Genomic DNA, 12,418 nt, shown 5'->3' on the forward strand with positions numbered 1-12,418 from the left:
GCATGTCCACACCCGAGCTCTCGCGTTCCCGTGCCGCCGTCGAGTCCTCGGGAGCGGTCCTCGACGTCCGGGAGTCCACCGGCTCGACGAACGCCGACCTGCTCCAGGCGGCGTCCGGCCTGCCGGACGGCAGCGTCGTCGCGACGCTCGACCAGACGGCTGGCCGCGGGCGTCTCGACCGTTCGTGGACGGCCCCGACCGGGCAGACCCTCGCCGCCAGCGTCCTGGTCCGCGCCGACCTCACCGACCGCGACCGCGGCTGGCTGCCGCTGGTGGCGGGCGCGGCGATGCGCGACGCGGTGCGCGCGGCCCTGGAGCCGGCACCCGACGACCGGGCCGACGGGGCGGACGCGAGCCGAGCCTCCCGTCCGGCCGACACGGAAGCGCGTGGGACGGAACGGGTGCTCGTGAAGTGGCCCAACGACGTCCTGGTCGACGGCCGCAAGGTCTGCGGCATCCTCTGCCAGGTCGCGGGGGACGGCGCGGTCGTCGTCGGGGCCGGCGTGAACCTGACCATCCCGGCCGACGCGTTGCCGACGCCGAACGCGACCTCGCTCGTCGCCGCGGGCGCGACCGGTGACGCGGCCGGCTTGGCAGACGCGGTCCTGTCCGTCTTCGTCACGGGCGTCCGGGAGGCCGTGGTCGCCCTGGCCACGGGCGGTGCGGACGCCGACGCGGTCCGGTCCCACGTCCGTGCCGTCTGCGGCACCATCGGCGCGCGGGTCCGGCTGGAGCTGCCGGACGGCGGCGTCGTCGAGGCGGACGCGACCGGCATCGACGACGACGGCCGCATCACGATCCGGGATCGAGACGGTGTCAGCAGGGGCGTCGCCGTCGGGGACGTCACCCACCTGCGGTATGCATGACGCCATGACCGCCGAGCCCCCGCCAGAACGCGTCGTCGCGCGGCTGCGGCCGCACGCGCGCAGCCTGGTGCGTCCCGCGGTCTTCGTCGTGCTCGTCGCGGCGGCCGGCGGCTTCGGGTTCGGGGTGTTCCGGGCGCAGTTCGCGTGGGTGAACGCCGTGATCGCGGTGCTCGTCGTCGCGCTGGTGCTGTTCGGCGGCATCGTGCCGCTCGTCCGGTGGATGACGCGGCGGTACGTCGTGACGACCAGGCGACTCGTCGTCGTGCACGGTCTCGGCACCAGGACGCGGCGGGAGCTGCTGCACTCGCGCGGGTACGACGTGACCGTGCGTCGCCGCGGCCTGCAGGGGCTGTTCCGCTCCGGCGACGTGCTCGTGTTCCCCGGGGACGACCCGGCCGTGGTGCTCGCCGACGTGCCCCACGCCGACCTGGTCGTCGCCGTGCTGCACGACATGGTGGAGGCCCACGAAGCCCGGCGACGCCACCGCGAGCCGGACTGGGACGAGATCGTCGGCGGACCCGACCGGCCGTCGTGGGGCGACGTGCACCGTCGGTAGTTCCGGTACCGTGGTGATGTGCGCATATCAGTCATCGGCTGCGGTTACCTCGGTGCCGTGCACGCCGCTTCCATGGCCAAGCTCGGACACGAGGTCGTCGCGGTCGACGTCGACCCGGTGAAGATCGAGCGGCTCGCCGCCGGCGACGCCCCGTTCTTCGAACCCGGACTCCCCGAGATCCTCTCCGAGGCGATCGCGTCCGGACGGATCCGCTTCACCACGGACATGTCCGAGGTGGCGGGGGCCCGCGTGCACTTCGTCGCCGTCGGCACCCCGCAGGGACCGACCGGCGCCGCGGACCTGACCTACGTCGACGCCGCCGTGGCCGCGCTGACACAGTACGTCGCCCCGGACGAGTTCGTCGTCGGCAAGTCCACCGTCCCGGTGGGCACCGCCGCCCGCCTGGCAGCGTCGCTGTCCGAGGCCGTGCCCGGCGCGACGCTCGTCTGGAACCCCGAGTTCCTCCGCGAGGGCTTCGCCGTGCAGGACACCATCTCGCCGGACCGTCTGGTCTACGGCGTGCCGTCGGGTGCCGCGGGTGAGTCCGCCGTCGCCGCCCTCGACGAGGTCTACGCCACGACCCTCGCCGAGGGCACCCCGCGCCTGGTGGTCGACCTGGCCACCGCCGAGCTCGTCAAGGTCAGCGCGAACGCGTTCCTGGCGACGAAGATCTCCTTCATCAACGCGATGGCCGAGATCGCCGAGGTCGTCGGCGCCGATGTCACGGCGCTCGCCGACGCCATCGGCCACGACGCCCGCATCGGCCGCAAGTTCCTCAACGCCGGCCTCGGGTTCGGCGGGGGCTGCCTGCCGAAGGACATCCGCGCGTTCCAGGCCCGGGCGACCGAGCTCGGCGTGGGGGAGTCCCTGGCCTTCCTGGCGGACGTCGACGCCATCAACCTGCGTCGTCGCGCGCACGTCGTCACCCTCGCCGAGGAGCTGCTCGACGGCGACGTCACCGGCAAGCGCGTGGCCGTCCTCGGACTCGCCTTCAAGCCGAACTCGGACGACGTCCGCGACTCCCCGGCGCTCGACATCACCGCCCGGCTGCACGAGCTCGGCGCCCTCGTCTCGGCGTACGACCCCGAGGCCAACGGCACCGCCGCCCGCATCCACCCCGAGGTGCACTACGTCGACAGCGCGGACGAGGCCCTCCGCGGTGCCGACCTGGTGCTCGTGCTGACCGAGTGGAACGCGTTCCGCCAGCTCGACCCGGTCGCGGTCGCCGGCCTCGTGCAGAACCCGGTCGTGATCGACGGCCGGAACTGCCTGGACCGCGACGCCTGGACGGCCGCGGGCTTCACCGTGCGCGGGATGGGCCGCTAGCCGCGCACCCGTTCAGGACTCCGGTCTGGTCCGCGCCCGGAGTCCTGGACAGCCTCCCGGTCGGGGCGGTACACCCACACCCGGTACAGCCAGAACCGGAACGCGGTGCCGAGCACCAGGCCGATGACGTTGCCGGAGACGGTGTCAGCGAACGCGGAGGTGAACCCGAGCAGGTAGTGGGACACGCCGAGGCAGCCGAGTGCGATCCCGAGGCCGCCGAGGGACACCACGACGAATTCGGCACCCTCCTTCGCCGTGGCCGACCGCCGCTGGTCGCGGAAGGTCCAGTGCCGGTTGCCCAGCCAGTTGACCAGGATCGCGACGGCCGTCGAGACCACCTTGGCGATGATCGGTCCGGCGGCGACGTCCTCGGGGCGCAGCACCGTGGCACGCAGCACGTTGAAGAGCACGGTGTCGACGACGAAGCCGACCGCGCCGACGACGCCGAAGCGGGCCAGCTGTGCGATGAGTCGCCGCACGTGTCCTCCTGGGTCCGTAGAGTTGACGCTGGCCGACCGGCGTGGTCGGCAGGGATCGCCGCGGCGACCTCGAGAACTGTAGACGGGCGCTCCTCCGGTGAGCCGGAGCAGTGCGGAAGGAACGTTCAGGATGACCTTGCGTGTCGGCGTGATCGGTGGCGGACAGCTGGCCAGGATGATGGTGCCGGCGTCGGTCGAGCTCGGGATCGACATCCGGGTGCTCGCCGAGGGACCGGGGATGTCCGCGGCGATCGCGGCCACGGCCGAGGGCGACTACCACGACGTCGACACGGTCCTGGCGTTCGCACAGGACGTCGACGTCGTGACGTTCGACCACGAGCACGTGCCGCAGGACGTCCTCCGTGCCCTCGTCGAGGCCGGGGTCGCGGTGCGTCCGGGTCCTGCGCCCCTCGCGGTCGCGCAGGACAAGATCACCATGCGGACCCGGCTCACCGAACTCGGGCTGCCGGTGCCGGACTGGGCGTCCGTGCACGACCCCGCCGAGCTCCGCGCCTTCATCGCGGACCACGGTGGTCGCGCGGTCGTGAAGACGCCCCGCGGCGGGTACGACGGCAAGGGCGTACGGGTCGTCTCCGACCCCGCCGAGGTCGAGGACTGGTTCACCGCCGTCGCCGAGTCCGCCAGCGAGCAGGCGCTCCTCGCCGAGGAGCTCGTCACCTTCACCCGCGAGCTCGCGCAGTCGGTGGCACGTCGACCGTCGGGCGAGATCGTCGCGTGGCCGCTCGTCGAGACCGTGCAGCGTGACGGCGTCTGCGCCGAGGTCATCGCACCCGCGCCCGACAGCGCCGGCCGGATCGCCGACCTGGCGGAGTCGATCGCGGTGCGGGTCGCAGAGGAGTTCGGTGTGACGGGCGTCCTCGCGGTGGAGCTGTTCCAGACCGACGACGAGCGGATCCTCATCAACGAGCTCGCGATGCGGCCGCACAACACCGGCCACTGGTCCATCGACGGTGCGACGACGAGCCAGTTCGAGCAGCACCTCCGGGCCGTGCTCGACCTGCCGCTCGGTGCGACGGGCATGAACGCCCCGATCGCGGTGATGGTGAACGTGCTCGGTGGCCCCGCCGACGGCGACCTCGCCGCGCGGTACCCGGCGGCGCTCGCGGCCTTCCCCGAGGCCAAGTACCACTTCTACGGCAAGGCACCGCGCCCCGGTCGGAAGATCGGCCATGTCACGGTGACCGGCGAGGACGTCGACGACGTCGTGTACCGCGCCCGTTCGGCAGCGTCGCACTTCGACGACTGAGCGCCCGGCTCCGGTGACGCGCCGCCGCTGACACCCCGTCGGGTGGCACCCGGACTGGCGGCTGGTTGCAGGATGCACCGCGTGGTGCCATGGAGGGTCAGCACCGGACCAGCCGAGGGGGCCACGCATGCGCACGACCACGTTCATGGCTGCCGCGATGGCGCTCGCCGCCGTCGTCGGCGGCGTGCTCCCGACAGCGACTGCGACAGCGGCGACGGCGTCGGAGGTCCGCGCCCGGTCGTCCGCGCAGCTGTTCGGCGCCGGCCAGTACGTCTCGCCCACGAGCGAGGCCGCGAAGAGCGCCGCAGCGCTCCGGACGAGCGACCCGGCGGGCGCGGCCGCAGCCGCCGCCATCGCGCGGTGGCCCGTCGCGACCTGGCTCGGCGAGTGGACGACGGGCTCCACCCTGACGAAGACGATCACGGCCGCGACCGACGGGGCCGCCGCGACCGGGACGACGGCGGTGCTCGTCACCTACGCGATCCCGGACCGGGACTGCGGCGGCTACTCCGCCGGCGGGTTCGACGAGGCGTCCTACGACGCCTGGGTCGACCAGATCGTGCGCCTGGTGGCTGGCAAGCGCGTGGCGGTCGTCGTCGAGCCGGACTCGCTCGCGATGCTCGGCGACCCGCGGTGCACCGCCGCGCTCGGGCAGCAGCGGTCGCGCATCCTCGCCCGTGAGGTCGCGGCCTTCACCGCGGCCGGGGTGCCCGCCTACCTCGACGCCGGCAACTCGAACTGGGTGCAGCCGGCGACCATGGCGGCCCGCCTGGACGCCGCTGGTGTCCGCTCGGCTCGTGGCTTCTTCACGAACGTCGCGAACTACTACCCGACCGCACGCGAACAGGCGTACGCGGAACGGGTCTCGGCCCTGACCGGCGGCTCCCACTACGTCATCGACACCTCGCGGAACGGCACCGGCTGGCGGGGCACGTGGTGCAACGCCCCGGGTGCCGGCCTCGGCACGTCGCCGCGCGTCGTCACCGACGGCACCGGACTCGACGCACTGCTCTGGGTGAAGACCCCCGGTGCGAGCGACGGCACGTGCAACGGCGGTCCCGCCGCGGGGAAGTGGTACTCGGCGTACGCGCAGGCGCTCGTCGCGAACGGTGTCCTCGGCACGGCGACCCCCACGACGGCCCCGGTCGGACGCATCGACCAGGTCGTGCCCGGATCGACCCGCCGGGTGACGATCCGCGGCTGGGCCTTCGACCGCGACGCCCCGACGACGCCCGTCACCGTCTCGGTCACGGTCGGGAGGTCGACGGTCGGACGGTTCGCCGCGGCGGCTGCCCGGTCCGACGTCGCCCGTGCCCACGGGGTGGGGCCCGCCCACGGGTACGCCAGGACCATCGCCGTCCCGACCGGCAAGCGCACGCTGTGCGTCACCGCGACCGGCCTCGGCGCCGGTGGCGACACCGCGCTCGGGTGCCGCACCGTGACCGTCCGCTGACCGCCGGGCAGCCGTCGCACTGCCGATAGGCTCGGCGTCGTGACCGACCAGAACGCACCCGCCCCGCTCGTCTCGATCATCATGGGGTCCGACTCGGACTGGCCCACCATGCGCGCCGCAGCGGACATCCTCACCGAGCTCGGCATCCCGTTCGAGGCCGACGTCGTGTCGGCCCACCGCACCCCCGACAAGATGATGCGCTTCGGCCGGTCGGCCGCGGGGCGCGGCGTGCGCGTCGTGATCGCCGGCGCCGGCGGCGCCGCGCACCTGCCCGGCATGGTCGCCTCGGTGACGACCCTGCCGGTGATCGGGGTCCCCGTGCAGCTCGCGCGCCTGGACGGCCTGGACTCCCTGCTGTCCATCGTGCAGATGCCCGCCGGCATCCCGGTGGCCACGATGGCGATCAACGGTGCCGCGAACGCCGGTCTCTTCGCCGCTCGCATCATCGGCTCGTCCGAGCCCGCGGTGGCCGCTCGCCTCACCGAGTACGCGGCTGGCCTGGAGCAGGTCGTGGAGGGCAAGGCGCAGGCACTCCGCGACGCGCTCTGAGCGCGGCGGGTCCGGTCCGGTGTGCCGACGGCGACCCGGTCAGGAGGCCGTGGCCGCGCCCGTCACGCCGTTGACCGTCACCGTGCGGGCTGCGCCGGACACGGTCACCGATGCCGTCCAGGTCGGAGCGGCTCGGGTCCCGCCGAGCTGCAGGGACGCGAGCGTCCCGGACACCGCGGAGGTCGCGGCCTTCGCCGCGGCCGCGGCGTCGACCTTGAGTCCCGCGGCACGCGCTGCGTTCGCGGACTTCGTGGCGGCGTCGGAGTCCTTCGGGAACGGCCCCGACGTCACGCGCCCCAGGGTCGCCGACACGACGGACTGCGTGAGTGACCCGTCCGGACCGGCCACGACCACGGTCCAGCTGTCACCGGAGCCGGCGAGGGACACCACGGTCCCGCCCCCGGCCGCGGCGACGCCCTGCTTGGTGACGGTGCCGTAGTCCACCGTGTCCGGGGCGTCGGCCCCGCTGCCGTTGCCGGTGCCCTGCCCGCTGCCATCGTCGTCGTCGGATCCGGACGGGTCGTCCGAGGGCACCGGTGCCGGCGCGGGAGCGGTGGTCGTGCTCGCGCTCGGCGATGTCGTCGTCGTCGGCGTGCGCGTCGGGGTCGGGGTGGGTGACGCGGTCCGCGTGGCCGTCGCGCTGCGGGTGGGCTCGGGGGTGTCGGAGCCGGAGCACGCGGTGAGGAGCGCGGTCGTGCCGATCGCGATCACGATCGAGGCCGTGAGGACCGTGGACGGGTGACGACGGGTCATGTCCCCGATCCTGACAGTCACCGCGGTGGGCTCGTGGCAGGACACGGCGCGGTGGACCGATCGATGCCGACCCGTGACCGGCGGTGCCGCCAGCGACTCAGCGGCTCAGAGGTCCGCGTGCAGCTGCCAGGTCTCGAGGGCGGAGTCGCGCCAGTCGAACATCCGGGCCCGGTCCGGTCCGGCGATCGCGAGCTGTCCGGCGAGGTGGGCGTCGTTGACGACCTGGTAGACGGCCTGGGCCAGGCGTTCCGGGTAGCCCTCGCGCGGGTTCCTGGCCACGCAGACCCCGGCGTCGGAGGCGACTTCGCGGACGGCGTCGTCGTCGGAGTGGATGACCGGGGTGCCGAAGCTCATGGCCTCGATCACGGGCAGCCCGAAGCCCTCGGCGAGGCTCGGGAAGACGAAGACCGTCGCACGGTCGTACGCGACGGCGAGGTCGGCGTCGTCGATGCGTCCGAGGACTTTGACCCGCCCAGGAGCCAGGCCGGCGCGCTCGACGGCGCTGTCAACGTCGACGTCGCCCCAGCCGTCCGGACCGGCGATGACGAGGGGGACGTCCGTCGGCGCCGCGGGGTGCGCCATCGCCTCGATCAACGAGGTGAGGCCCTTCCGTGGCTCGAGCGTGCCGACTGCCAGGACGTACCGCTCCGGCAGGCCGAGCCGCTCGGCGCGCAGGTCGGCGTCGACCGGCACCCGCAGGCGTCCGCTCGGCGCGCCGCCGATGACCCGCAGGCGGTCGTCGAACCGCCGGATCTCGTTGAGCTGCGCGGCCACGGCGTGCGTCGGGACGACCACGGCGTCGGCGTACCGGAAGGCACGCTTCACCATGGCCTTGTGGAAGTGCACGCCGCGCGGGGTGAGCGTCTCCGGGTGGGTCCACGGCACCGTGTCGTGCACCGTGACGACGGTCTGCCGCCCGGGCTCCTGGAAGCGGTTGTGCCCGACGAGCGGCGCGAGGACGCTCGGCGCGTGGACCATGCCGTGCGACGCGCCGCGCGCCATGCCGACCTGCCACGCGAGCGAGAGCTCACGGCGGGGGAGCGCCAGTCGGTCGAGGCCGGCGAGTCCTGGCAGCAGGGTGCGGAGGTGCTGGACGTCCTGCTGCGTCACGGCGGAGACGACCGCCTCGACGTCGCACCCGGCCGGAGCGGTGGCGATCAGCTGCCGCGTCAGTTCCTCCGCGTAGCGCCCGATGCCGCCGGGGACCGGGGCGACCACCTGGTCGACGATCACGCGGAGAGTGGTCATCTGGCGGAGCTCCTCGGGTGGTTCGGCCGGGTGCCCGGCGGGTGGATCGACAGCCGACAGTATCAGTGGTCGTCGGGGAGACCCGTTGTGCCGGCCGTCGTGGCGCGGGCCGCGAGGACACGGCGGTGGCGGACCGCGAGTGCCGAACCGAGGCCGGCGAGGACGACGTCCCCGATGGTCATGAACACGCGGCTGACGACCGCGAGCGCGAGCGCGGCGCCGCCGGACGGGGACGCGACGCCGGCGAGGAGCAGGACCAGGACGCCTTCGCGCGGGCCGAGGCCGGCCGGCGCGATGACGACCAGGAACCCCACGAGCCAGGCGACGGCGTAGGCGCCCGTGGCCACGGCGGGGACCGACGAGGAGTCGGCGCCGAACGCGTGCAGCACGACGGTGGCCTGCACGCCGTACGCCAGCCACATCACGACCGACCAGACCATCGACATGACGGTCCCGTTCCAGGTGAGGGTGATCTCCTCGGACGGCCGACGCAGCACGCGGAACGCCAGCGCGATGAGGCGTCCGAGCACGGGGGGCGTCAGCGCCACCAGGCCGATCACCACGACGATCACGAGCCACCAGTAGTGGGCGAGTCCGTCGGACGCCGAGAAGAGCAGGGCGACGATGCCGACCAGCGCCGCGGTCACCATGCTCACGAGCATGGACGCGAGCGAGGCCACCGCGCTGCCCGAGCGGGCGAGTCCGTGCGCACGCCCGAGCTCGGCCTGCGCCGCGATCGACCAGACGCCACCGGGGATGTACTTGCCGAGCTGGCCGACGAAGAAGATCGACGAGGCAGCGGCCAACCGGACGCGGAACCCGGTGGCGGCCATCATCGCCCGCCAGGAGAGCATGTTCGCGAACAGGGCGCCGAGGGTCGCGACGAGCCCGACCGAGACCGTCGTCACGTCGAGCCGGGCGAAGTCGGCGACGATGTCGTCCCACTGCTTGGCGATGCCCCACACCAGGAGCCCGATCGCGACGACCGCCGCGACCCACTTCACGGTGGTCACCAGGCGCGCTCGACGGGCCCGCCTGGTGTCGGGGATCGTCGGGTCTGCAGCGGGGGCGTCGGGTTCCGGGGAAGCCGCCGCGGACCCCGTAGGCTGTCGTGCGTCCATCGACCGACAACTCTAAGCGAGTGCGCTGCATGCAACCCGACTCCGTCGTCCGACCGACCCTGCTCGTGGCCGCCTCGACGTTCCCGGCCGAACCCGGGGACGGCACGCCGGGGTTCGTCCTGGACCTCGCACTGGCACTCGCGGACGAGTACCGCGTCGTGGTGGTCGCACCGATGACCCGGGGCGCCAGGAAGCACCAGCGCATCGGGGACGTCGAGGTCCGTCGCTACGGCTACTTCCCGTCGCGGTGGCAAGACCTCGCCGACGGGGCGATCGTCGACAACCTGCGGGCGAAGCGGTCGCGCTGGCTCCAGGTCCCGTTCTTCTTCACGTCGATGGCGGCGGCCCTGCGCCGTGAGCAGCGGCGGTCCCGCCCCGACGTCGCACTGCTGCACTGGATCATCCCGCAGGGTGCCGTCGGTCGCCTCGTGCTCGGCGACCTGCCGCGCGTGGTGACCACGCTGGGTGGTGACCTGTACGCCCTGCGCCACCCGGTCCTCCAGGCCGTGAAGCGTGCCGTGGTGCGCTCCGCGTCCTCCGTGACCTGCATGAGCACGGACATGGCGCGCGAACTCGCGCTGCTCGGGGCGCGACCGGACCAGGTGCACGTGGTGCCGATGGGCGTCGACCTCGACCCGATCTCCCGCGCCGTCGCCGCCGAGACCCGTGTCGCCGGCCGGGTGCTCTTCGTCGGGCGCCTCGTCGAGAAGAAGGGCGCCGTCGTCCTGCTCGACGCGCTCGAGCGGACGGACCACGCCCCGTCGGAGGTCGTGGTCGTCGGTGACGGACCGCTCCGCGCCGACCTCGAGCGCCGCGCGGGCGACGGTGTCGTCTTCCTCGGCGCCCGCGGGAAAGAGGCGCTGGCCGCCGAGTACGCCAGGGCCTCGATCGCGCTCTACCCGTCCGTGCCCGCCGCGAACGGCGACCGGGACGGCCTGCCCGTCGCGCTGCTGGAGGCCATGAGCGCCGGGTGCGCCGTGATCGCGAGTGCGGTCCCCGGGATCGTGGACGTCGTCGAGCACGAGGTGAACGGGCTGCTCGTGCCGCCGGGGGACGCCAGCGCCCTCGCGTCGGCCCTCGACCGGCTGCTGGCCGACCCGGAGCTCGCGGAGCGGCTGGGCCAGGCGGCCGCCAGGACCGCCGCCGCACACACCGTCGACTCGGTGGCCGACCGCTACCGGGTGCTGCTGTCCGAGGCCCGTCGGTCCTGAGCGGCCGCGCGTCGGGCCCGCCCGGCGACTTGGGCGTCGCGGACGACGCCGGAGTCCAGGAACGCACCGATGACGCACCCGACCAGGGCGACCACCGACACCGCGAACGTCAGCCGGACGACGCTCGCGGCGTGCGGGACGATCCCGGTGACCGAGAGGTCGACCAGGGACAGGTAGGGCTGCATCGCCAGGGCGATCCAGAGCAGGACGAGCACGCCGGAGGCCCGGCGCCAGCCGGTCAGCCCGGCCGCCATGGCGAGCACGATGACCGGCAGGACCGTCATGCCGTACCGGGTGTTCGCGCCGCCGCCGCCGGAGACGTAGTCGAGTTCCGTGTACACGAGCAGTGCCGTGACGACGACGGACATCGCGACGATCAACAGCGTTGACAGGCGGTCGCGGCGGGCGTCGCGGATGGTCGCCCGTTCGACCGACCGCGGCGTGCCCGCCGCTGCGGTCCGCGTGCGGCGGAACACCAGGGCCGAGACGCCCACGAGCACGGCGAGCAGCAGCGGCACGAGCAGCAGGAGCCAGGTCGACCAGGACAGCGGGTCGACGACACCGCGGTAGACGCCGAAGATGCCGCGCCAGAAGAACGGGTCGTGGGCGACGACGGGGACCGGGCGCTCGACCCGCCCGAAGCTCTGCAGGCCCCAGTCGGCGTGCCGACCGCTGTAGTTGCCGGACAGCTGCTTGTTGCGGACGTAGAACCACCCCGAGGCGGCGACGGCGGCCACGACCGGCAGGACCGCGGCGACGACCCGGGCGAGCACACCGTGCAGTCGCCACAGCCGCACGTCACGGGCGAGCAGGAGCGCGACCACCAAGGCGACGAGCCACAGACCGAAGGACAGCCGGGTGGACATGCCGGCAGCCGCCACCAGGACGGCCGCGACGAGCAGCTTGGGTCCGACGCCGGAGCGCAGGGCGGCCCCGGCGATCGCGAACGCCAGCACGATCAGCGGGTAGTAGAGGGCGTCGTTGTAGATCGAGGAGCCCTGCTGGATGACGATGCCGCAGAGCGCCGTCAGGACCGCGACGGCACCGGGCAGCCGGCGGTTGCCCGGGAAGGCGCGCCAGGCGCCCCAGGCGGCAGCGGGCACCGAGCAGGCGATGAGCAGGGCGCTGGCGAACCGACCCGCCATGACGGCGACGAGCGCGTGGCCGCTGTCCCACAGCGGTCCGAGCACCGGGGCGAGCAGCACGTAGTAGAGCGGCGGGTGCTGGGAGACCCACTGGACGGGCACGACCACGCCGAACGGCGCCTTGTAGGTGAGCCCGTTCTCGAACACCGGCAGGTGGCCGTGCCAGACCGTGATGACGTAGTCGAGGTGCGCCGGCTCGTCCCCGCTCCCCAGCGGCGGGTAGGTGAACGCGCGCGCGACCGAGGCCGCAACCAGGAAGACCACGGCGCTCCACACCGTGAGACCGGCCCACGGGTGTGCGGCCGTCCAGGCCGTCAGACGGGCCGTGCGGGAGGTGGTTCGGGTCATGCTGGTCGTGTCCCCTGCGGAAGGTGTGGTCGGCGCGCGGTGGCCCGCGTCGGTGGCATGTGGCGGTGACGGGGTGCGCGCGGGTGGCGGTGGCGG

The 12,418-nt window shown here is 73.6% G+C and carries 12 protein-coding genes; 7 read left to right on the plus strand and 5 right to left on the minus strand.

Annotated elements, in window-relative coordinates:
• Positions 1–2: 2 nt before the first annotated feature.
• From ITJ54_RS16215 to ITJ54_RS16225, 3 genes are read left to right on the plus strand one after another with little or no spacing between them, the layout of a single operon-like run.
• Entirely contained in the window at positions 3–866 is an 864-nt protein-coding gene (locus ITJ54_RS16215; RefSeq protein WP_194630052.1) for a biotin--[acetyl-CoA-carboxylase] ligase, read from the plus strand.
• A gap of 4 nt (positions 867–870) precedes the next feature.
• Positions 871–1,422: a PH domain-containing protein gene (locus ITJ54_RS16220; protein ID WP_194630054.1), complete on the plus strand. Its 552-nt coding sequence runs from the start codon at positions 871–873 to the stop codon at positions 1,420–1,422.
• Positions 1,423–1,440: 18 nt separating this feature from the next.
• Positions 1,441–2,748 (plus strand): UDP-glucose dehydrogenase family protein, encoded by a 1,308-nt coding sequence (locus tag ITJ54_RS16225; protein WP_194630056.1) that lies wholly within the window; start codon positions 1,441–1,443, stop codon positions 2,746–2,748.
• On the opposite strand, the gene ITJ54_RS16230 is transcribed toward ITJ54_RS16225, so the two are convergent.
• Positions 2,745–3,227 (minus strand): GtrA family protein, encoded by a 483-nt coding sequence (locus tag ITJ54_RS16230; protein WP_323741764.1) that lies wholly within the window; start codon positions 3,225–3,227, stop codon positions 2,745–2,747. The genes ITJ54_RS16225 and ITJ54_RS16230 overlap by 4 nt on opposite strands.
• Before the next feature lie 130 nt (positions 3,228–3,357).
• Here ITJ54_RS16230 and ITJ54_RS16235 point away from each other — a divergent pair, with 130 nt between their 5' ends.
• From ITJ54_RS16235 to purE, 3 genes are all read left to right on the plus strand, one after another.
• Positions 3,358–4,494, plus strand: a complete 1,137-nt coding sequence (locus tag ITJ54_RS16235; RefSeq protein ID WP_194630060.1) for a 5-(carboxyamino)imidazole ribonucleotide synthase — start codon at positions 3,358–3,360, stop codon at positions 4,492–4,494.
• A 127-nt stretch (positions 4,495–4,621) separates the two neighbouring features.
• Positions 4,622–5,947: a glycoside hydrolase family 6 protein gene (locus ITJ54_RS16240; RefSeq protein ID WP_194630062.1), complete on the plus strand. Its 1,326-nt coding sequence runs from the start codon at positions 4,622–4,624 to the stop codon at positions 5,945–5,947.
• 81 nt (positions 5,948–6,028) lie between these two features.
• Positions 6,029–6,496 carry a 5-(carboxyamino)imidazole ribonucleotide mutase gene (gene purE, locus ITJ54_RS16245; protein ID WP_194630201.1) on the plus strand — a complete coding sequence of 156 codons (468 nt, stop codon included), beginning with the start codon at positions 6,029–6,031 and terminating at the stop codon, positions 6,494–6,496.
• Between the two features lie 39 nt (positions 6,497–6,535).
• Here purE and ITJ54_RS16250 read toward each other — a convergent pair whose 3' ends face one another.
• The 3 genes from ITJ54_RS16250 to ITJ54_RS16260 all read right to left on the minus strand — a co-directional run bounded on the left by ITJ54_RS16250 (position 6,536) and on the right by ITJ54_RS16260 (position 9,510).
• Positions 6,536–7,249, minus strand: a complete 714-nt coding sequence (locus ITJ54_RS16250; protein ID WP_194630075.1) for a hypothetical protein — start codon at positions 7,247–7,249, stop codon at positions 6,536–6,538.
• A 105-nt stretch (positions 7,250–7,354) separates the two neighbouring features.
• On the minus strand, positions 7,355–8,497 hold the full coding sequence (locus ITJ54_RS16255) for a glycosyltransferase family 4 protein (RefSeq protein WP_194630076.1): 1,143 nt from the start codon (positions 8,495–8,497) through the stop codon (positions 7,355–7,357).
• A 62-nt stretch (positions 8,498–8,559) separates the two neighbouring features.
• Positions 8,560–9,510, minus strand: a complete 951-nt coding sequence (locus tag ITJ54_RS16260) for a lysylphosphatidylglycerol synthase domain-containing protein (RefSeq protein ID WP_194630077.1) — start codon at positions 9,508–9,510, stop codon at positions 8,560–8,562.
• A 137-nt stretch (positions 9,511–9,647) separates the two neighbouring features.
• Here ITJ54_RS16260 and ITJ54_RS16265 point away from each other — a divergent pair, with 137 nt between their 5' ends.
• Entirely contained in the window at positions 9,648–10,829 is a 1,182-nt protein-coding gene (locus ITJ54_RS16265) for a glycosyltransferase (protein WP_194630078.1), read from the plus strand.
• Here ITJ54_RS16265 and ITJ54_RS16270 read toward each other — a convergent pair.
• Positions 10,793–12,322, minus strand: coding sequence for a DUF2142 domain-containing protein (locus ITJ54_RS16270; RefSeq protein WP_194630079.1), 1,530 nt, complete (start codon positions 12,320–12,322; stop codon positions 10,793–10,795). The genes ITJ54_RS16265 and ITJ54_RS16270 overlap by 37 nt on opposite strands.
• Positions 12,323–12,418: the final 96 nt, after the last annotated feature.

The sequence above is a fragment of the Curtobacterium sp. VKM Ac-2865 genome (assembly GCF_015350905.1).
Classification (GTDB): Bacteria; Actinomycetota; Actinomycetes; order Actinomycetales; family Microbacteriaceae; genus Curtobacterium.

Excerpts from the sequence above, each read along its gene's own strand:
- ITJ54_RS16270 (WP_194630079.1), bottom strand. The coding sequence starts at position 12,322 with ATGACCCGAACCACCTCCCGCACGGCCCGTCTGACGGCCTGGACGGCC.
- purE (WP_194630201.1), top strand. The coding sequence starts at position 6,029 with ATGGGGTCCGACTCGGACTGGCCCACCATGCGCGCCGCAGCGGACATC.
- ITJ54_RS16215 (WP_194630052.1), top strand. The coding sequence starts at position 3 with ATGTCCACACCCGAGCTCTCGCGTTCCCGTGCCGCCGTCGAGTCCTCG.
- ITJ54_RS16240 (WP_194630062.1), top strand. The coding sequence starts at position 4,622 with ATGCGCACGACCACGTTCATGGCTGCCGCGATGGCGCTCGCCGCCGTC.
- ITJ54_RS16255 (WP_194630076.1), bottom strand. The coding sequence starts at position 8,497 with ATGACCACTCTCCGCGTGATCGTCGACCAGGTGGTCGCCCCGGTCCCC.
- ITJ54_RS16250 (WP_194630075.1), bottom strand. The coding sequence starts at position 7,249 with ATGACCCGTCGTCACCCGTCCACGGTCCTCACGGCCTCGATCGTGATC.
- ITJ54_RS16220 (WP_194630054.1), top strand. The coding sequence starts at position 871 with ATGACCGCCGAGCCCCCGCCAGAACGCGTCGTCGCGCGGCTGCGGCCG.
- ITJ54_RS16265 (WP_194630078.1), top strand. The coding sequence starts at position 9,648 with ATGCAACCCGACTCCGTCGTCCGACCGACCCTGCTCGTGGCCGCCTCG.
- ITJ54_RS16235 (WP_194630060.1), top strand. The coding sequence starts at position 3,358 with ATGACCTTGCGTGTCGGCGTGATCGGTGGCGGACAGCTGGCCAGGATG.